Source organism: Cedecea sp. NFIX57, from assembly GCF_900177785.1.
In the GTDB taxonomy this organism is placed as follows: domain Bacteria; phylum Pseudomonadota; class Gammaproteobacteria; order Enterobacterales; family Enterobacteriaceae; genus Cedecea; species Cedecea neteri_C.
Window position 1 is genome coordinate 14,904 of the sequence record NZ_FXAS01000032.1, and the last position, 20,338, is coordinate 35,241.

Annotated in this window: 17 protein-coding genes; all 17 read left to right on the top strand. The window is 63.4% G+C overall.

The features are described from left to right. A complete protein-coding gene (locus B9Y90_RS21060) occupies nt 1-399 on the top strand; it encodes a hypothetical protein (protein WP_085542453.1) in 399 nt (132 codons plus the stop codon). Between the two features lie 47 nt (nt 400-446). Further along, on the top strand, nt 447-779 hold the full coding sequence (locus tag B9Y90_RS21065) for a hypothetical protein (RefSeq protein WP_139827436.1): 333 nt from the start codon (nt 447-449) through the stop codon (nt 777-779). 41 nt (nt 780-820) lie between these two features. After that, nucleotides 821-1,786: a conjugal transfer pilus assembly protein TraU gene (traU, locus tag B9Y90_RS21070; RefSeq protein ID WP_254902725.1), complete on the top strand. Its 966-nt coding sequence runs from the start codon at nt 821-823 to the stop codon at nt 1,784-1,786. 25 nt (nt 1,787-1,811) lie between these two features. Then, nucleotides 1,812-2,420 (top strand): type-F conjugative transfer system pilin assembly protein TrbC, encoded by a 609-nt coding sequence (gene trbC, locus B9Y90_RS21075; protein WP_085542456.1) that lies wholly within the window; start codon nt 1,812-1,814, stop codon nt 2,418-2,420. Then, nucleotides 2,420-4,246 (top strand): type-F conjugative transfer system mating-pair stabilization protein TraN, encoded by a 1,827-nt coding sequence (gene traN, locus B9Y90_RS21080; protein WP_085542457.1) that lies wholly within the window; start codon nt 2,420-2,422, stop codon nt 4,244-4,246. Before trbC ends, traN begins: the two co-directional genes overlap by 1 nt. Next, the gene (gene traF, locus B9Y90_RS21085) at nt 4,247-4,981 is read left to right on the top strand and encodes a type-F conjugative transfer system pilin assembly protein TraF (protein WP_085542458.1); all 735 of its coding nucleotides are present in this window, start codon (nt 4,247-4,249) and stop codon (nt 4,979-4,981) included. A 13-nt stretch (nt 4,982-4,994) separates the two neighbouring features. Then, on the top strand, nt 4,995-5,267 hold the full coding sequence (locus B9Y90_RS21090) for a hypothetical protein (RefSeq protein WP_085542459.1): 273 nt from the start codon (nt 4,995-4,997) through the stop codon (nt 5,265-5,267). After that, on the top strand, nt 5,260-5,850 hold the full coding sequence (gene trbB / locus B9Y90_RS21095; RefSeq protein ID WP_085542460.1) for a type-F conjugative transfer system pilin assembly thiol-disulfide isomerase TrbB: 591 nt from the start codon (nt 5,260-5,262) through the stop codon (nt 5,848-5,850). Before B9Y90_RS21090 ends, trbB begins: the two co-directional genes overlap by 8 nt. Further along, nucleotides 5,847-6,092, top strand: coding sequence for a hypothetical protein (locus B9Y90_RS21100; RefSeq protein WP_085542461.1), 246 nt, complete (start codon nt 5,847-5,849; stop codon nt 6,090-6,092). The genes trbB and B9Y90_RS21100 overlap by 4 nt, the downstream gene beginning before the upstream one ends. Nucleotides 6,093-6,180: 88 nt before the next feature. After that, complete coding sequence (locus B9Y90_RS21105) at nt 6,181-6,570, top strand: hypothetical protein (RefSeq protein ID WP_085542462.1); 390 nt, start codon at nt 6,181-6,183, stop codon at nt 6,568-6,570. A gap of 92 nt (nt 6,571-6,662) precedes the next feature. Further along, on the top strand, nt 6,663-8,048 hold the full coding sequence (gene traH, locus B9Y90_RS21110) for a conjugal transfer pilus assembly protein TraH (protein WP_085542463.1): 1,386 nt from the start codon (nt 6,663-6,665) through the stop codon (nt 8,046-8,048). A gap of 34 nt (nt 8,049-8,082) precedes the next feature. Continuing rightward, entirely contained in the window at nt 8,083-10,926 is a 2,844-nt protein-coding gene (traG, locus tag B9Y90_RS21115) for a conjugal transfer mating-pair stabilization protein TraG (protein WP_085542464.1), read from the top strand. Further along, the gene (locus tag B9Y90_RS21120; RefSeq protein ID WP_085542465.1) at nt 10,923-11,459 is read left to right on the top strand and encodes a hypothetical protein; all 537 of its coding nucleotides are present in this window, start codon (nt 10,923-10,925) and stop codon (nt 11,457-11,459) included. Before traG ends, B9Y90_RS21120 begins: the two co-directional genes overlap by 4 nt. A 153-nt stretch (nt 11,460-11,612) precedes the next feature. Beyond that, entirely contained in the window at nt 11,613-12,227 is a 615-nt protein-coding gene (locus B9Y90_RS21125; protein WP_085542466.1) for a hypothetical protein, read from the top strand. Between the two features lie 231 nt (nt 12,228-12,458). Next, complete coding sequence (locus B9Y90_RS21130; protein ID WP_085542467.1) at nt 12,459-12,848, top strand: hypothetical protein; 390 nt, start codon at nt 12,459-12,461, stop codon at nt 12,846-12,848. Then, the gene (traD, locus tag B9Y90_RS21135; RefSeq protein ID WP_085542468.1) at nt 12,838-15,018 is read left to right on the top strand and encodes a type IV conjugative transfer system coupling protein TraD; all 2,181 of its coding nucleotides are present in this window, start codon (nt 12,838-12,840) and stop codon (nt 15,016-15,018) included. Before B9Y90_RS21130 ends, traD begins: the two co-directional genes overlap by 11 nt. Continuing rightward, nucleotides 15,018-20,336: a conjugative transfer relaxase/helicase TraI gene (gene traI, locus B9Y90_RS21140; protein ID WP_085542469.1), complete on the top strand. Its 5,319-nt coding sequence runs from the start codon at nt 15,018-15,020 to the stop codon at nt 20,334-20,336. Before traD ends, traI begins: the two co-directional genes overlap by 1 nt. Nucleotides 20,337-20,338 lie beyond the last annotated feature (2 nt).

Genomic DNA, 20,338 nt, shown 5'->3' on the forward strand with positions numbered 1-20,338 from the left:
ATGCCTTCTCCCGATACATTACTGATCATCCTGATAGTGGGCCAGTCGCTGGCGCTCTTTCACCTCATCCGCCGCCTGGCGGCGCAACAACAGGCCTTCCACGACCTGTCGGCACAATATCAGGCGGGTATGGCCGATCTCCGGTCCCTGCGGGCGGTGACGGAAAACCATGCCGGGCAGGCGCTGGTCCGTATTTTCACGGTGGTGCAGAACCTGCCCGTGCCCGTCACGACGGTTTCGCTTATCGATGGCGTCATCAGAGACTGCCTGTGGGCCGCGATGGGGCATATGAAATACACCCTGCGGGCGGCGTATGGCGACGAGATGTCCCTGATGCCGGAGAGGCTGCAGCGGGTGATCCGGAGGGTGGAGACGTACCGGCAGGAGGCACAACAATGAACGGACTTCTGCCACTTGTTTCGGCTGTGGTGACCGCGGCGCTCATCATGGGGGTGTTGTATCAGCGACGCCAGCGTCTCCGTGTTCAGACGGCGCTGGACGGGATTGTCCTGCGCTACCTGGCGCTCACGGAGACCCATGAGTCTCTGGTCCGCGATGTGACGGAGCCGTACGGCGGCGTGCTTTATGCCCTGCAGGATCTTGAGGCTTTGCGCACGTGCCTGGCGGCGTTGTCGGGTGGGGAGAACCCTCCCGCCGCGCAGGCCGCCCTGCGCCGTCTCGATGACCTGCTGCGCATTATCCTCATCCGCATCGCCGGGCGTTATCGCCTGACGCCGGAAGAACGTCTGCGTCTGCGCGCCCGCGGGGTGACCCGATGAGCCGGTGGAGACTGTCGGGGATCGCGGCGGGCCTGCTGGCGATGAGTCTGGTCGCGGCGGCCCAGGATGCGAAGGAGGGCGACAGTACCTGTGAGGGACGCTTTGTGAATCCGATCACCGATATCTGCTGGAACTGCCTGTTCCCCCTGAGTATCGGCAGCACGCAGGTCAGCCACGGGGATGCGCCGGATACGCCCAACCCGGCCTCACCCATCCAGTTCTGCCCCATGCCACCCCCGGTCTTTGAACGCATCGGGATGGCCATCGGCTACTGGGAGCCGATGGCCCTGGCGGATGTGACCCGCTCGCCGGGCTGTCTGGTGAATCTGGGCGGGCAGAAGGCAAAGCTCGGGCGAAACGGCACGGGCACGGCAGGCCAGAGCGACAAAACCGCCGCCGGGGCCTTCTACCACGTCCACTGGTACAAATACCCGGTGACCTGGTGGCTCAATATCCTGACCTCAATGGGGTGCCTCGAGGGCGGGGATATGGATATCGCCTACCTCACGGAGCTTGACCCCACCTGGGTGGACAGCAGCCTGACCACGCTCATCAGTCCGGAGGCGGTGGTGTTTGCCAACCCGCTGGCGCAGGGGGCCTGCGCCGCCGACGCCATTGCCAGCGGCGTATATCTCCCGCTCGATCCGCTGTTCTGGTGCGCAGGTTCTCAGGGCAGCATGTACCCCTTCAACGGCTGGGTCAGCAACGAGTTCAGCCCGCTGCAGTCCTCGGTGCTGCTGGCCGAGCGGATGGCGTTCAAGCTCCACCGCCAGGGGCAGATACTGGAGACTGTCGGGGCCGATACGGCGGTCTGCTACGAATACCCGTCGCCCATCATCCCTAAATCCCGCTGGCGCTACCAGATGGTCAACATGCTCCCGGACAGCGCGCGCTGTCACCCGATGGGGCGCAGCGTGATGCGCTGGGAAGAGGGGCATAACACGCCCGTCAGCAAAAAGAACTTTGGCTATCTGATGTGGCGCAAGCGTAACTGCGTTTATCTGTGAGGTCCCTGTGAAACGAACATTATTCATGCTGCTGCCGCTGTTGTGGTTACCTGTTGCAGGCAGGGCCGGTGATGCCTGGCTGAAACAGCAGGAAGATTTTATTCAGCAGCTGCACGCGCATCCGGATACCGCCGCGGGTGACTGGGCGACCCGTCAGGTGGCGGAGATCCCCCTGAAGCCCCGGGACCGGCAGTTTATCGATGACCTGGCCCGGAAGCAGCGAGAGGTAATGGGGGACAAACCGGCCACGGGGGCCCTGTACTTCGTGTCGTTCTCGGTGCCGGAGACGGGGCTGAAGCGGATGCTGCATGAGACCCGCGCGTACCACATCCCGGCGCTGCTGCGGGGGCTGGTTGACAACAGCATGCCGGCGACGGTGCAGGCAGTCCGCACCCTCGTGGAGGGCGGGGCCACCGACGGGGTGCAGATTGACCCGCCGTCCTTTGCGCGCTACGGCATCACGGCGGTGCCTGCCCTGGTGGTGCGCTGTGAACAGGGATTCGACGTGGTGCGGGGCAATCTGCAGCTGAAACAGGCGCTCGAGAAAGTCCGCGACGGCGGTGACTGCCGGGATGTGGCGCAGTCCCTGCTGGCCGGGACGTTTCCGGTGAACCTGTCAGAGGAGCAGCCCTGATGCGACAGCGATGGATAACGGCTGTGGTGGCTGGCAGCCTGCTGACCGGGGTTGCGCACGCGGATGCGGACCACGATTACCGCGCCGGGGCGGATGCGGCGCACCAGGCGCAGGGGGCGGGTACAGACGCCCTGAAGAACGCCCGCCCGGCTGACCTTATCCCGGGGTACACGGCCTCACCTTCGCAGGCCGGGTACTACGGCGGGGGGGCGGGGGCCTCTGATAAGGGGCTTAAAAATGACGGTACCACGACCTGGTCTCAGAGCGAGGCGGGTAAAGCGGTCAGCACATCGGTTAAGAACAATCCCGGCGAAAAAATCTCCCAGGATGCACCCTTTATTAAAGCAGGCCGGGACGTGGAAGACCGGGCGGATACCCTCGTAGGCAACCAGAGCCAACAGTGCAGTGCGCAGAATATCGCCCGCAGCCAGTTCACCCGGTACACCTGCGAGCGTGACCTCAGGGTGGAGCAGTTCTGCACCCGGAGCGCACAGATAACCGGGGACCAGGTGGATGGCACGACGACCCGGCAGCTGTTCATCTATACCTGGACGCTGCCGTTCAGTGTGGGGCGCGATCGGATTGTCGGCACCTGGTCGTTCCCGGTTTCCGGGCAGATAACCCGCATTACCTGGCAGTATACCCCGCAGCTTTCCGGCGGGACCTCGCTGCCCTTTCAGGCCTTCGGGGACAGCTTTGCGTTTGTGCTGGGGCAGAGTGGCGCCGGGACACTCACCCGCTCCCCCCTGCACAGCGTGACCGCGGGTCAGACAGTTGAATTCTCACATTCGGGGATTGCCGGGGCCTGGGATTTGCAGCAGCTGCTGCCGGTGACATTTGAAGTGGACATGACGGTCCCGGCGAAGGTCTGGCGGCCCCGGGTGGCCTGGACTGAGAACTGCCCGTTCAGCAAGACGGAGGGGGCGCTGACAGGGAGCGTGTGTACGACCCCCGGGGGCGACAGAACAGTGGTGGTGGACGGGCATCCGTATACGGTGCATCAGGCCTGCTGGGGCTGGCGGGACACGTACATCACCCAGTCAGATTCACCGGGCACCTGCCAGGCATACCTCAGCAATCCCGCCTGCCAGCTGGCAGCCTCCCGCTGCGCCTTTACCTCAGAGACGGGCGTCTGCCTGCACCAGAACGCCACGTACTCCTGCGAGACCCGGACCACCGGGCAGCAGATGATTTGCGGCGGCGAGATTTACTGCCTGGACGGCGACTGCGACAAAGCCCGCAACGGAACTAACAATGATTTTGCCCCGGCGGTGTCGCAGCTGGCCGCGCTGGCTGCCGCCGGAAAGGACGTGGCCGCCCTGAACGGGAAGGACGTGAAGGCCTTTACCGGCCACGCGAAGTTCTGCAAAAAGTTTGCCGTGGGATTCAGCAACTGTTGCCAGGACGGCGGCTGGGGTCAGAGTGCGGGGCTGGCCCGGTGCAGTAGCGAAGAGAAAGCGCTGGGGAAGGCGAAGGAGGACCGTCTGACCGTCAGCGTCGGGGAGTTCTGTTCGAAGAAGGTGCTCGGGGTGTGCGTCGAGAAGAAGCGCGGTTACTGCCAGTTTGACTCGAAGCTCGCGCAAATCGTCCAGGAGCAGGGCCGGGCCTGGCAGCTGGGCATCGGGTTCGGAGCCGCCAGCAGCCCCGACTGCCGGGGCATCACCGTCCCGGAACTGCAGCACATCAACTTCAGACAGCTGGATTTCAGCAGCTTCACGGATGACCTGATGAAGAATAAGAAGATACCGGACAATGCGGCGCTGCTGAATAAGGCAAAAGACCAGATACAGCAGCACCTGAACGCGATGAAACCGGAGGGACAATAAATGTTCAGAGCGCTTATCCTGGCGTGTGGCCTGGTCTTCAGCGTGGCGTCATGGGCGGTGGATGAGGGGTGGCAGTGGTATCACGAGCCACTGCCGGATGAGACGACAGAGCCGGTACCGACGCCTGCGCCCCCGCCCGATATTCTGGACCAGGTGAAAACGCTCCAGGCCGCGACGAAGCGGGCGATGTACGAGGCTATCCTGCATCCCGGGGTGGAGAACTTCACCCGCTATTTTCAGCTGCAGAACTACTGGACGCAGCAGGCGGGTCTGTTCTCCATGAGTGCGAAGGCCGCCATGCTGGCGCATCCGGAACAGGACTACAACCTGCAGCACAGCCACTACAACGGCACGGTGAAAAACCAGCTGGCGATGGAGGCCGCCGACCAGGCCGGGGCCATTAAATCCCTGTCCGCCCGCTACGGCATCCTGCTGTTTTACCGGGGGCGCAACGCCATCGACGGCCAGCTGGCGGAGGTGGTGAGCCATTTCCGGGAGACGTATCACCTGAGCGTTATCCCCGTCACCCTTGACGGGGTGGTCAGCCCGGCCCTGCCGGATTCCCGCCGGGACCGGGGGCAGGCGAAACAGCTCGGGGTGCGGTACTTCCCGGCCCTGGTGCTGGTTGACCCGAAGGCCGGGTCGGCCCGACCACTTTCCTACGGTTTCATCAGTCAGGATGACCTGGCGAAGCAGTTCCTCTACGTCTCCACGGACTTCAGACCCACGTTTTAACCCGGAGTATCACATGAAAAAAATTCGCTGGCCGTCACTCCCGGCGCTGGACAACACCGGTCAGAGCTGGCTCGCCCTGGGGATCTGGCTACACCTCTTCAGCTGCCTGGTTATTCCGCAGCCGGAGATGGCCGTCATGCTCGGGAACATCCTTGCCACCGTCCTTGTGGTAGGTGGCGGGTACCGCATCCTGGACGTCTGGCTGCACCGGGTGGAAGCGGCCGAGCGGGAAAAACTCGTGGCCGCCGCGGCACAGGCGCAGCAGCAGGAGGATGACCATGAGTAATGTACAGGCACATTGTCACACGCTGGTTCGATTTATGATCCTTCCCCTTCTGCTCAGCAGCGTCGCGGTCCCGGCCTCCACGCGGGACGATATCGCGGCCCTGTATCACCCGCAGGGGATGGCGACGCTTCCCGCGCCGGCCGCCGAATCAACCGCGGGGGCGGCACCGGTGTTGCCTGCCCCGGCCCCTGTCCCGCGCTGGTTTACGCTGAGCAACGGGCAGCGGGTCAACCTGGCCGACTGGAAGGTGGTGTTGTTTATGCAGGGGCACTGCCCGTACTGCCATGCGTTTGATCCGCTGCTGAAGAACATCAGCCAGCAGACCGGCCTGTCGGTGTTCGCCTACACCCTGGACGGGCAGGGGGACACGTCATACCCGGCGGCGCTGCCTGCCCCGGATGCGGTGATGCGCACCTTCTTCCCGGGCCTGCCGGTGGCCACGCCCACCACCTTCCTGGTGAACGTCAACACCCTGGACGCCTGGCCGCTGCTGCAGGGGGCCAGCGACGAGAAGACGTTTCTGGCCCGGCTGGACACGGTGTTGCAGGACACCCGCGCCGGGCGGCAGGGAGGGGCGGAGTGAAAGGATTTTCCGGTTTGTCAGGGGCGCAGCTGTTCCGCGGCCTGCGCGACGCTGCCCTGGTGTTCTGCACCGCGTTTGTGGCGACGGGGTTCACGCTGCTGGATATCGATATTGCCGCGCACCGCTTTTTCAGGGTGGACCGTTTTTTGCCCGCAGGCACCGGGTCGGGGATTTGCCTGGCGTCTGCCACGTTGTTCACCCTTTACCCCCTGTTGCGCCGGGTGTGGCGCAGAAAACGCTGACCTGCGGTCGCGCTCAGCCTGAGCGCAACGGCAGGGCTTTTTAAGGCCGCCAGTCCGGCGGCGACTTTATCGTCAGAGAGGAAACGGTATGTATAAGACAAAACGTAATCCGGAACAGCGTATCCGGTCACTCCGTCAGGAGCAGGCGCGCTGCGATCGCCGGCTGACGGTCTGGCTGGAGGCGGGCCTCGCGCTGGGCGTGGCTACGGTGGTCTCGTGGACACTGAGTCAACAGATGTTTGGGGCGGCTTTTTCCGTGACATCCACCGACAGGGAGACGCTGCTGGTGCAGGGCATCTGGAATGTCCTGATGTACTTTGTGCCGGGGAGCCTGTTTGCCCTGACGGCCGGGTGTTTTGCTGTCGGGGCGCTCAATGCCCTGGGGGCCTGTCTGGCCGATGTTCGCTGCAGATGGCTGACGCGCCGCCTCCGTCATGACGCCGCGTTGCAGCCGGGCGGGGATAAACCCGGGCAGTAAGGCCTGCGCGCCGCGTCTGGCGGCGCATTCTCCCGGACGTGGCCCCTGGCGGGTGCCGCGTTCGGGGTGAGATACCCTCAGAAGGACAACGCATGAAACTCTCCGCAGTGCCTGTGCTGCTGGCCGTCCTGCTCCCGGGCCTGTCGCTGACCGCCCGGGCAGACGTCAACGGCGACATGAACAACTTTTTCGACCACCTCGGTTTCGCGTCCAACACCACCGCCCCCCAGGTGTGGCAGGGGCAGGCGGCCGGGTACGCCTCGGGCGGGTCCCTGTATGCCCGCACCCAGGTCAAACAAATCCAGCTGGTCTCCATGACGCTGCCAAGCCTCAACGCGGGCTGTGGCGGTATTGACGCCTACCTCGGCTCGTTCTCCTTTATCAGCGGGGAGGAGCTGCAGCGGTTCGGGAAGCAGATTATGGCCAACGCCGGGGGCTACTTCTTCGACCTCGCCCTGCAGGTCACCGTCCCGGAAATCAAGCAGGCGAAAGACTTCCTGCAGAAGATGGCCAGCGACATTAACAGCACGAACATGAGTTCCTGCCAGGCGGCGCAGGGCATTGTCGGGGGGCTGTTCCCCCGCACCCAGGTCTCCCAGCAGAAGGTCTGCCAGGACATCGCCGGGGAGAGCAACATCTTCTCCGACTGGGCGGCGTCCCGCCAGGGCTGTACGGTCGGCGGCAAATCCGAAGCCGTGCGGGATAAGGCTGACCCCAAAGACCGGGAGCGGGTGATGAAGAACATCAACATCATGTGGAATGCCCTCAGTAAAAACCGCATGTTTGACGGCAACACCGAGCTGAAGGAGTTCATCATGACGCTCACCGGCTCGCTGGTCTTCGGGGAAAACGGAGAAATCACCCCGCTGGCGGCCCGCACCACCGACACCGGGCTGCTGAAGGCCATCATGGAGGGGGGCACGGCAAAGATTTACCGCTGCAATGACTCGGACAAGTGCCTGAAGGTGGTGGCCGACGCGGAGGTGACCATCAGCCGGGACAACGGTCTTAAAAACCAGATCAACAAAATCCTGGCCAGCATTCAGAACAAGGCGCAGACCGACACCCCGCTGACTGACCAGGAGAAAGGCTTCATCAGCAGCACCACGGTGCCGGTGTTCAAATACCTCGTCGACCCGATGATGATTGGCGTCTCAAACTCGATGGTCTACCAGCTGACCGACTACATCGGGTACGACATCCTGATGCAGTACCTGCAGGAGCTGCTCCAGCAGGCGAGGGCGATGCTGTCCACCGGGAACTACCCGGAGTCCACGATGGACTTTGTGCTGCATAACCTCGACCAGGCCGCACAGCAGATAGCCCAGTTTCAGGCCCGGGTGCAGGTCCAGCAGGACGCGCTCCTGGTGGTGGACCGCCAGATGAGCTACATGCGCCAGCAGGTCTCCGCCCGCATGCTGAGCCGCTACCAGAGCAACTACCGCTTCGCCTCCACCCCCGGAACGCACCACGACTGACCTGAATCGTCAGGCTTAAGCGAGAACTTTTTATATGCATCAGTTTTATGTCATGACCGGCGGGGAGTGGATACGTGCCTCGCTCAACGCCATCGCGGCCTTTATGCAGACCAGTACCTGGCACACCCTGTTTCGCATGGGGATGCTGCTCTCTGTTTTCGTGCTGGCCCTGCGCTGGGTGAAATACCACAACGTGCTCGACACGCTGTGGTGGACCTTCGGGGTGGTGATTATCGGTGTCCTGACCGGGAGCACCGCCTCCGTGCAGGTGGTGGATACCAGCCAGCCGGCGAACGTCTACGTGGTGGACCATGTGCCGGTGGGGCTGGTTATCCCGATATCGCTGACCTCCATCGGGCACGCCCTGTCGGTGGGGTATGACACGGTGTTCTCGCTCCCGGACAGCCTGTCCTACAGCAAAACCGGGATGCTGTTCGGGGCTTCTCTGGTGGTGAAGAGCACGGATTTTCTGTCACAGAACCCGGCCATTACGGGGTTGTTTCAGGACTACGTCCAGAACTGTGTTATCGGGGACATCCTGCTGAACCACAAGTACAGCCTCGACGACCTGATGCACAGCCCCGACCCGTACACGATTGTTTTCTCAAAACCCAGCCCGCTGCGGGGGGTGTTCAACGACAACAACCAGTTCCAGACCTGTGCCGAAGCGGCCCTCACACTGAAGAACGCCCTGGCGCTGGACAGCGGGACCGGGGGTCAAACGTGGAGTTACTTTGTGCGCCGCATCTTCGGTGGCCGCCCGGATGCGGGGGTGCTGTTCAGCCAGATGCTGGGCGACAGCTACAACTATTTCTATGCCTCGGGGCAGAACGCCAGCCAGATTATCCGCCAGAACGTCACCATGAACGCCCTGCGGGAGGGCATTATGGGCTATGCGGCCCGCAACGGGGATACCTCCAGCCTGCTCAATATCGCCAGCACGTCAGCCATGGAGAAGCAGCGCCTCGCCCAGGCCACGGTCGGGCAGACGGCCCTGCGCTCCCTGCCGGTGATGCAGACGGTGATTACCGGGATGCTGGTCGGGCTGTTTCCGCTGCTGATTGTCATCGGCACGGTGCCGGGGATGACGGCGGAGGTGCTGAAGATGTACGTCATGCTGTTTGTCTGGCTCCAGACGTGGCCTCTGCTCTTTGCCATCCTGAATCATGCCATGAATTTCCGCATGGCCCACTTCGGCACGGCGGTGACCCTGTCGAACCTGTCCACGGTGCAGGAGAACTACGCCGACATCTCGTCGCTGGCGGGCTATCTGTGCATCACCATTGTGGGCCTGACCGGGGCGATGCTGCCGAGGCTGGGACGCGGGATCAGCTCGGCGGTCGGTGCCTGGTCGGGCAACGCCGCCAGTACGGCGACCTCGGCGGGAATATCGTCGGCGGATGCCAACTACAGCTACAACAATATGCAGTCGGATAACGTCAACGGCTTCCACTGGAACACCAACAGCACCACGGCGATGGGGCAGATAACGGAGCAGCTGGGGAACGGGGCCTCGGTGACCCAGACCCGGGACGGCTCGATGGTGGTGGACAGCCGGGGCGGTATCTCCAGCCTGCCGGTCAGCATTAACGTGGCACACCAGACCGCGAGTGCGCAGCAGCAGATGGCAAGGGAGGCACAGAGCGAAGCGGAAACGGCCTCGCAGGGCTACAGCCGGAACCTCAGCAGCGGCTGGAGCCAGCTGTCGCAGCTCGGGACACAGAGGGGCAGCAGTGACACGCTGACCAGCGGCACGGACAGCACAACCAGCAGCGATGTCAGCCGCGGGGCGGCCATGATGCTCAATGCGACCCGCTCTCTGGCGCAGTCGGAGCATATCTCGGAGTCTGAGGCCAACCAGGCGCTGTTTGAGCAGTCGCAACGCGGGACTTTGGGGGGCGGTGTTTCTGTGAGGGCCAAAATGGATACCAGCAAAACGCTGTGGGGAAAACCGGGAGAATGGATCACGGGGGCAAGTGTCGCGGGGGAATTGCATGGTAAAGCGGATTACACGCGGGGCCGCACGCATTCCAGTGGGATCTCTGACCGTGACTCGCGCTCGACAGACAACCGGGATGACCACAGCGCTCAGGCGCTGAAGGATTACCGCGAGGGGCTGAGTCTGGTCACCAGTCACCGGGAAACGGAGTCGGGCAGCCACAGCGACAACAACGCCCGCTCGCGTCTCGATCAGCTGGCCAGCACGTTCAGCGCGGCGAAAAGCCAGTTTGCGCAGTTCGCGACCAGCCAGACCCGCAGCCACGAGTACGCGGAGATGGCCAGCCGGACCGAATCGCTGTCCGGTGAAAGCCGCGAGAACCTGGATCAGCAGTTTGCGAACTTTGTGCAGCAGCACTCCCCGCAGAATGCGCTGCAGATCCTGAGCGATACGGCCTCGCCAGAGGTGGCAGCCGAGCGTAATGCCCTGGTGAAAGCCTTTGTGCAGTCACAGGTGGCGCCGCAGATGAATGGCGCGTATGAGGCGGGCCGGGCGTCCCTCGGGGAGACGATGGGAACCGTATCGGGACCGGGTGGTGCGGGCGATGTGGCGCGCGATCACCAGCAGCATCAGGCGACGATTGAGGCCCGGACCGATGCCGCCGGTATCCGGCAGGATGTGGGGGCTGAAGTGGTTCATCAACAGCGGGAAAATCACGATACTATTACAAAAAACAGGGATAATATTGCGGGCAAGGAAAAGCAGGTGCATGATGAAAGCCAGCCCCTTCAGCAGGGATTTGATGCCGCCAGAAATAAACACAATCAGGCGGCAAAAACAGAGAGAGAAAAGTCTGAACATCTTTTTAGTAGTACCCCGACAGAAATGACGGAGCAGGCCCAAAAACTCATGGATGAACAGACGAGGAATAAGAAATGACCCTGACGCACGCGCAGATTAAAACGGAAGCACAGGAGCTTAAGCAGCTCCTGGCGGAAGATAAAATTGAAATCCCCGGATTCTGGCAGTGCTATGGTCCTGGTGCATGCCTGATATTATTTTCAGTTGTATGGTCAATATTGATAATCATCAGGAGTGTGGGGGATGACGCAATTATGTCATCACCTTTTACCATGATATCTACGTTTTTTATAACGGTACACATTGGAGGTAATCTTTCATTTTTATACTCGATTCCACTTTGTTTTCGACAAAAGTCGCAAGTGATTGCATTGATTAGGAAAAAAATGAAATATGTGGCCGTTGCCTATTCTTTAATTATTGTCGCCACATGCTTTTTTAGCTTTTTATTCAATGATTTGTTTATTATGTTTTTTGCATTTCTGGGAGGGTATGTGCTGATGGTGTTTGTGTTTCACATGGATGTTGGGCGTTATCAGCTCTCGGCATTTACGTCGGTATTAAACGCTGTCAAAAATGATAAAGGCGATTCCGTATCCCTCTCGCATTAAAAATACCCCCCTGTTTTTAGGGGGGTGTATTTACTTTGATAAAACTGCTTTGTTATCCCGCTAATAATACCCACTGTAATATTATGGTTTTTTATTTTCAGGCGTATGCTGTTTCCGGCTATAACGTCAGCCGCTTTTAATTAAGGAAGGTTAATGAAGATTACTGGCAAATTTTTATGGCTTATTCCCGCGGTGGCGCTGTCAGGTTGTGCCCTGACGCCCACCCATGAATCGGTGGCGAATTACGCCGTCTATGATATTAAAGACGCGCAGCACCGTTCCCCGGATCAGGTCGCCGATATATATATCGATACGCTCAAGACAATAATGAGCGACGTGAATGTCTCGCGAAATATTCCCCCGTCTCCGCTCCCCGATAAGCCCGGTCGCTTTCAGCTGACCAACCCGCTCGGCAACAGTGGCCTGGGGGCGCTGATGGCCGCGAACGGGGCTTCCCTGAATGTGCCGGTGTGTGAGGGGGCGTTTGTGGTGGCGCGGTCAGATGATACCGGTATGTCTCAGTGGGGAGAGAACACCCACTTCTATACCTGCCTCTGGCAGTACAAGGACGGCTGGCATCTCGACTGGTACGTCAGCTTTGACAAACAGTCCGGTGGGGCCAGTGCGGAAGCGGTGGCGAAGGCGCTGGTCAACAGCGTGGCCGGGGACAGCCGGAAGAACATGAAAACGTACCGGGATAACATCATCCATCAGCTTGATGCGAAGGGCTTTGCCACCCACGTAACCGAGGCGTATCCGGCGGGGTAAGTTTCACCCGCCATCAACAGGCCGGGGCTGCCGGCCTGCTCAGACTGACCCTTAATCGATATCCATCATGCCTCACGGCAGCGCAAATCCGCTGTGCTGCCCTGAGACGTACCCGGCCTCGCCGGAAATCGCTTGTCCTTTTCTTTTTTCTTTTCTGTCAGCCCTGACTTTTCTGCAGGGCTACCTTTCTGCGTCCCTGCCCGTTGCGGCAGGAAAAAGAGGAATTTTATTATGACATTACACGCTGTGATGATGCCCCCTGCTGAGCCTGACCCGACGTTCGTTCCGGCCCTGCATAACTGTGGGGTGATACCCACCCCCGATTTTTTCTCCGTCACGAACCCGGCTCTGTGGATGCTGATCATTGATGTCCTGCTTTTCATTTTTATCCTTACCATGTACAGCCGCCTTCAGAGGCGGTTGCCCGCCGCAGACGGGCAAGCACAGTTGTCGCCCCTGTCAGAGATCAGGGTGGTGGTTGATGCGCCCGCGGGCGCGGAGAGCCACCCCGGCGAGGATGCTGGTCAAACCGGGCGCGGCCACGACAGCGCGCGTGAGGGGCGGGCTGTTCGGGTGAGTGTGGCCGTGTTGTCTGCCCGGGGGGCGAGCCATGAGCTTTAATGCCAAGGATGTGACCCAGGGCGGGCAGATTGCCGTCATGCGTTTTCGCATGTTCGCGCAGATCGCCAACATTGTCCTGTACTGGCTTATCCTGCTGTTTGCCGCCCTGACCGGGCTGATTCTCTGGTACCGACTGACCTGGCAGACCTTTGTCAACGGCTGCCTGTACTGGTGGTGCACCACCCTGACCCCGATGCGGGAGCTGATGCGTACCCAGCCGGTCTACCACGTCGCGTACTACGGGAAGGACCTGCCGTATACCGCCGATCAAATTCTCAAAGACCGGTACACCGACTGGTGCGGGACGCAGGTGCTGGCCGCGATTATCTCGGGGGGCGTGGTCTCCCTCCTTGTTTGTGTGGGGGTGTTCTTTGTCGCCATCTGGGTGCTGGGCCACCAGGGGAAAGCCCAGAGTGAGGATGAGGTGACCGGCGGGCGCCAGCTCTCGGATGACCCGAAAGCCGTGGCCCGGATGCTCAAAAAGAACGGTGAGGACTCGGACATTAAACTCGGGCTGCTGCCCATTATCCGCGACAGCGAAATCCAGAATTTTTGTCTGCACGGTTCAGTCGGGACCGGGAAATCGGAGGCTATCCGCCGCCTGATGAACTACGCCCGCGCCCGGGGCGACATGATAGTGGTGTACGACCGCTCCTGCGAGTTCGTGAAGAGCTACTACAACCCGGAGACCGACAAAATCCTCAACCCGACCGATGCCCGCTGTGCCAACTGGGACCTGTGGCGGGAGTGCCTGGCCCTGACCGACTTCGATAACGTCTCCAATACGCTTATTCCGATGGGGACCAGCGAAGATCCGTTCTGGCAGGGGAGCGGGCGCACCATCTTTGCCGAGGCGGGCTGGCGCATGCGCAAGGATGAGGACCGCAGCTACGCCAAGCTGGTCGACACGCTGCTGGCCATCAAAATTGACCGCCTGCGGGAGTACCTGAAAGCGTCCCCGGCGGCCAACCTGGTCGAGGAGAAAATTGAGAAAACGGCCATCGCCATCCGCGCGGTGCTCACCAACTACGTGAAGGCCATCCGCTACCTGCAGGGCATCGAGAAAAACGGCGAGCCGTTCACCATCCGGGACTGGATGCGGGGCGTGCGCGAGGACAAGAAAAACGGGGCCCTGTTTATCTCCTCGAATGCGGAAACCCACGCCTCCCTGAAACCCGTCACCTCCATGTGGCTGTCCATCGCCATTCGTGGCCTGCTGGCGATGGGGGAAAGTCGCAGCCGCCGGGTGTGGTTCTTTATGGATGAGCTGCCCACGCTGCACAAAATCCCTGACCTGGTTGAAATCCTGCCGGAGGCCCGTAAGTTCGGCGGCTGCTACGTCATCGGTATCCAGTCCTACGCCCAGATGGAAGATATCTACGGCGTGAAATCCGCCGCCACATTGTTTGACGTCCTGAACACCCGGGGGTTCTTCCGCAGCCCCAGCATGGAGATTGCCCGCTTTGCGGCCGGTGAAATTGGGGAGAAGGAAATCCTCAAAGCATCGGAGCAATATTCCTACGGGGTGGACCCCGTCCGTGACGGGACCTCGGTGGGCAAGGACGAGACGCGGACTACACTCGTCAGCTACTCCGATATCCAGACTCTGCCGAACCTGAGCTGCTATGTCACGCTCCCGGGGCCGTACCCGGCGGTCAGAATGGCCCTGAAGTACCAGCCCCGCCCGCGTGTTGCCCCGGAGTTTATTCCCCGGGCGATGGACGAGCTCGCCGATCGCCAGCTGGAGCAGGCGCTGCAGGCCCGGGAGGAAGAGAGCCAGAGTGTGGCGATGCTGTTCTCTTCCGCCCGGGATGACGCCGGCGCGGGCGCACCGGAGGGGGCTGCCTCAGGGGCGGAGCTCCCGGCTTCGGTGGTTACCCCGAACGCGGCTGCTGCTGACAACCAGACGGCGGCGGTGTCCTCTGCGGCGGCGGCAGGCGGGATAGAGACGGAGAAAGTCCCCGTGAAGCCGGTGACCGCGGAACGCGAACCTCTGCCGCCCGGCCTGTCGCCCGACGGTGAAATTGTGGATGCGGAAGCCTATGCCACCTGGCAGGCGTATAGCGAGGCGTCCCTGCGCGACCGGCAGCGGCAGGAGGAGATGAACATCAATCATGGCCGTGTCCCTTCGGAGCCTGAGCACGATATTGACGTCGGCGGAGGTTTCTGATGATGAGCTTCAGCCAGGTGAAGTCCGCCGGTACCGCCGGGGGCTACTACACCGCCAAAGATAACTACTACGTGCTGGGCAGCATGGACGAACAGTGGTTTGGCAAAGGGGCGCAGCAGCTGGGGCTTGACGGGCCGGTGGACAAGGCGACCTTCACCCAGGTCCTCCAGGGCAGATTGCCGGACGGGAGTGACCTCACCCGGATGCAGGCTGGCGTCAATAAGCACCGGGCCGGGTATGACTTTACCTTCTCGGCCCCCAAAAGCGTGTCGATGATGGTGCTGATGGGGGGCGACACGCGTCTGCTCGACGCCCACAACCAGTCCGTCACCGTGGCGCTGAACGAGCTGGAGAAGATGGCCTCCACGCGGGTGATGACGGCGGGCGTCTCCCGGACCGAACTGACCGGCAACCTGGTCATCGCCCGGTTCAACCACGACACCTCCCGGGCCCAGGAGCCGCAGATACACACCCACGGCGTGACGGCGAACGCCACCTACCACGACGGGAAGTGGCAGACGCTGGCCACTGATACCGTCGGCAAAACCGGCTTTGTGGAAAACGTGCTGGCGGTGCGTACCGCTCTGGGCCGAATATATCAGGAAAGCTTCCGCGCGAAGACGGAGGCACTGGGTTACCGTACCGAAGATGCGGGCAAACACGGCATGTGGGAGATGAAAGATGTCCCTGTGGCAGCGTTCAGTACCCGACACCGGGAAATCCACGCGGCCGTGGGCGAGGATGCCTCCCCGAAGGCCCGGGACGTGGCGGCCCTCGACACCCGCCAGGCCAAAAAAGTCCTCGATCCGGTGGAGAAGCTTGCGGAGTGGCACGCGGTCCTGAAGGCAACCGGCTTTGATATCGGCGACTACCGCGCGCAGGCGGATGCGCGGGCGGTGGAGGGGGGCGCGCCTGCGCCGGTGTCGCCGGATGCGCCGGACGTTGATAAGGCGGTCGGGGAAGCCATTGCGCTCCTGAGCGAGCGCAGCGTGCAGTTCAGTTACGCGCAGACGCTGGCCCGCACCCTGCACCTGCTCCCGGCGCAGCCGGGCATGGTGCAGCAGGCCCGGGAGGGGATTGCCCGGGCGATTGAGACGCAACAGCTTATTCCCCTCGACCGGGAGAAGGGCGTGTTCACCTCCACTCTGCACGTCATGGATGAGCTCTCCGTGGCCGCCCTCGGGCGGGAAATTCTGGACCGGGGGCAGGCGGTGGTCCTCCCGGCGCGGGGACCTGAACGTACGGCCCCGTACAGCGACGCGGTCAGCGTCCTGGCCCAGGACCGGGCCCCGCTGGCGGTGCTGTCCGGCCGGGGCGGGGCGGGCGTGCAGCGGGACCGTATTGTCGAACTGGTGACAATGTCACGTGAGCAGGGGCGGGACGTGCAGGTGCTGGCCGCCGACAACCGGTCCCTGCGGTATCTGCAGGCCGATGCGCGTCTGAGTGAGGTCACCCTGACCGGCAAAAGCGCCCTGCAGCCAGCAGAAGGGGGGCCACCTTCCCCGGCAGGCCTGGCGCTGACGCCCAACAGCACCCTGATTGTGGACCAGGGGGAGAAGCTGACCCTCAAAGAGGCCGAAGCGCTGCTCGTCGGGGCGGCCCGGCATAACGTCCAGGTCCTCGTGATGGACACGCAGGCCCGGCAGGGCACCGGGAACGTGCTGCGCGTCCTGACGGAGGCGGGGGTCAATCCGTACCGCTATCAGGGCGGGAAACAGGCTGACGTGCATCTGGTCAGCGAGCCGGACAAACAGGCGCGCATGGCGGGACTGGCGGACAGCTTTGCGCAGGCCCTGCGAGCCGGGGAGACGGTGACCGCCCAGGTGAGCGGGGCGCGCGAGCAGGTGAGTCTCACCCGGGATATCCGCCAGGCGTTGCATCAGGCGGGTGTGCTCCGTGGCCCGGAGGTGACCGTGACGGCTCTGACCCCGGTGTGGATGAACGCGGGGGAGAAAAAATCCACCGACAGCTGGCGGCCAGGCATGGTGCTGGAGCAGTGGGATGCAGACACTCACTCCCGCACCCGCTGGCAGGTGGACCGGGTGAACCCGGAGACGCGCACGCTGGTGCTTAACGGGGCGGACGGGCAGCGGGAGACGGTGCGGCTCGGGGCGCTCAACAGCGCCTGGTCCGCGTACCGCCCGGCGCAGCTGCAGGTGGCGGAGGGGGACCGGCTGCAGGTCCTGGCCCGCATCCCCGAAGCGCGCCTTAACGCCGGGGAGCGGGTGACCGTGACCGGGGTGTCTGACGGCGGTCTGGAGGTGGCGGGCGTACGGGGCGGCGTGATTGCCCTGGCGGGCACGGATTCGGTGTTCACGGCCCCGAAGCTCGCGCCCGGCTATGTGGAAGGCCCCGGGGCGTCGGTCAGCGACGGGGCGCGGGTGTTTGTGTCGCTGACGGCCCGGGAGATGAACCAGACCACGCTCAACCAGGTAGCCCGCAGCGGCAGTCAGGTGATGCTGTTCACGCCGCTTCCGGCGGCGCGGGCGCAGGCGAAGCTGGCCCGCACCCCGGTCTTCAGCCGTATCACCACGGCAGTGAAGGACCTCGCCGGCGAGCCGGAGATATCCGCGGCGATGGCGGTGCAGCGTGACCGGCTGCACACCCCGGCGCAGCAGGCGCTCCATCTGGCGGTGCCGGTGCTGGAGAACCAGTCCATCGGGCTACATCACGCCGCCCTGGTGGCGGAGGCGACGGGGATGGCCCCGGCCGGAGAGCGGCTCAGCGTGGCCGCGGTGAACCAGGAAATCGGGGCGATGGTGCGCCGGGGGGAGCTCATTACAGTGGATGTGGCGGATGGCCACGGCACCAGCCTGCTGGTCTCCCGGGCCAGCTTTGAGGCCGAGAAAAGTATCCTGCAGCATGTCCTCGAGGGCAAAGACGCCGTCCCGCCGCTGATGGCGCGGGTCCCTGCTGGGGCACTGGATGGCCTGACCACCGGGCAGCGGGTGGCCACCGACATGATACTGGCGACCCGGGACCGCTTCACCCTGGTGCAGGGGTATGCCGGGGTGGGGAAAACCACCCAGTTCCGGGCGGTGATGGCTGCCCTGGAGACGCTGCCGGAGGCGGCGCGTCCGCAGGTGGTGGGGCTCGGGCCCACCCACCGGGCGGTGGGGGAGATGCAGGGGGCAGGTGTGCCGGCGCAGACGCTCAGCAGTTTTCTGCACGACACGCAGGAGAGTCTGCGCACCGGGGAAACACCGGACTTCAGCCGCACGCTCTTCCTGATGGATGAGTCCTCAATGACGGGCAACACCGACATGGCCACCGCGTACGCGCTGATTGCCGCCGGGGGCGGACGCAGCGTCTCTGTCGGGGACAGTGACCAGCTGCAGCCCATCGCCGCCGGGGCGCCGTTCCGGCTCCAGCAGCAGCACAGCGCCATCGATATGGCCGTGATGAAAGACATCGTACGCCAGGTCCCGGCCCTGCGCCCGGCGGTCTACAACCTCATCAACCGGGATGTGCAGGGGGCGCTGGCGGTGATGGAGACGGTGCACCCGACGCAGGTGCCCCGCCGGGCGGGAGCCTGGGTGCCGGACAGTTCGGTGCTGGCCCTTGGTTCTGCGGAGGTCACCGGTGAGGGAGAAAAGCCTGCGCCGGCGACACCGGATACCGGTTCCGGAGAGAAAGCTGCCGCAGGCACGCCAGATTTGCCGGACTCGCCGCTCAGCGCCATCGTGGCGGACTGGATGGGCCGGACCGACGCCGCCCGGGCGCAGACCCTGATTATCACCCACCTCAATGAGGACCGCCGGGCGGTGAACGCGGCGCTGCATGCGCACCGCAGAGAGGCAAAGGAGTTGCAGGGCCCGGAGCTGATGCTGCCGGTCCTGACCCCGGGCAATATCCCGGACGGGGCGCTGCGCAGCCTGAAGACCTGGGGAGCCAACCGGACGGCCGTGGTGCGCCTGGATGAACGCTACTGGGCGATTGCAGAGGTGGACCGCGAGGCGGGGCTGGTGACGCTCCGGGGGCGCGACGGGGAAGCGCGTCTGCTCTCCCCGGCGGAAGCCGTCCGGGAGAAAGCCACGCTCTACCACCCTGAGACTATCGCCGTCAGCGCCGGGGACCGGATGCGTTTCTCGCGCACGGACAACGAGCGTGGGTACGTGGCCAACCAGGTGGCGACGGTGACGGCGGTGCGGGAGGACGGCAGGCTGGTGCTCGACACCGGCAAACGGCAGGTGGTGGTCGACCCGCTGCGCGATGAGGCTCAGCGCCACGTAGACCTGGCCTACGCCATCACTACCCACGGGGCGCAGGGGGCCAGTGAGGTGTTTGAGATAGCCCTGGAGGGTGTGGCAGGCGCACGAAGCCGGATGACCAGTCTGGAGTCGGCGTACGTGGCACTGTCGCGCGCCCGGCAGCACGTCCAGGTGTACACGGATAACCGCGAGACCTGGGCGGAAAAGGCCGGGGAGTCGGCAAAACGCGCCACCGCCCACGATATTCTCGCCCCACGCAATGACCGGGACATGCGCACGGCGGCGCGGCTGATGCAGACCGCGAAGCCCCTGCAGGCTGTGGCGCAGGGGCGCGCCATTCTGCGGGCCACCGGCATCCGCGGCGAGACGCGGGGGAAATTTATCGGGGGCGGAAAAACCTTTCCGCAGCCCCACGTGGCGTTTCCGGCCTTTGACCGCAACGGGAAGGCCGCCGGACTCTGGCTGAGCCCTGTCAGGGCGGACAACGTGCCTTCCCCGGCGGGGCGTATCAAGGGCAGTCCGGAGGCGCAGTTTATTGCCCTGCAGCAGAGCCGGGACGGACAAACTCTGCTGGCAGAGGGGGTTCAGGACGGTCTGGTGAAAGCGGCGCACGCCCCCGATACCGGGGTGGTGGTCCGCCTGCATGGCGAAGGCCAGCCCTGGAATCCGGGCAGTATCACCGGCGGAAAGGTCTGGGTGGGGGATGTCCGGGAGGGGGCCGGTAATGTCCGGCGACCAGCCGATAACCCGGAGGGCACCGTGCCGTTCCCGGTGGCAGCAGAGGAAAAACGGCTGCGTGCGCTGGCGGTCGCCGCAGAGAAGGTGGCCCGCGAGCAGACAGAGAAGGTGCGACAGACGCCGGACGGGGCCCCTGATAATGACGCCCGCATCCGGGCGCTCATCCGGGACAAGGTAAACGGCCTGGACGGGCAGGCGATACCGGACCGGGCGCTGCTTGCGGGGGCTGACGCCGACCGTATCCGGGACGAGGCTGTCCGGACGGTGGCTGAGGCAAATAACCCGCCGGCGACCCGCGAGCGGCTGCAGCAGACGGAGCAGGACATTCTGCGTGACCGGACGCGGGACCTGACGCCGGGGGGAGACTGACC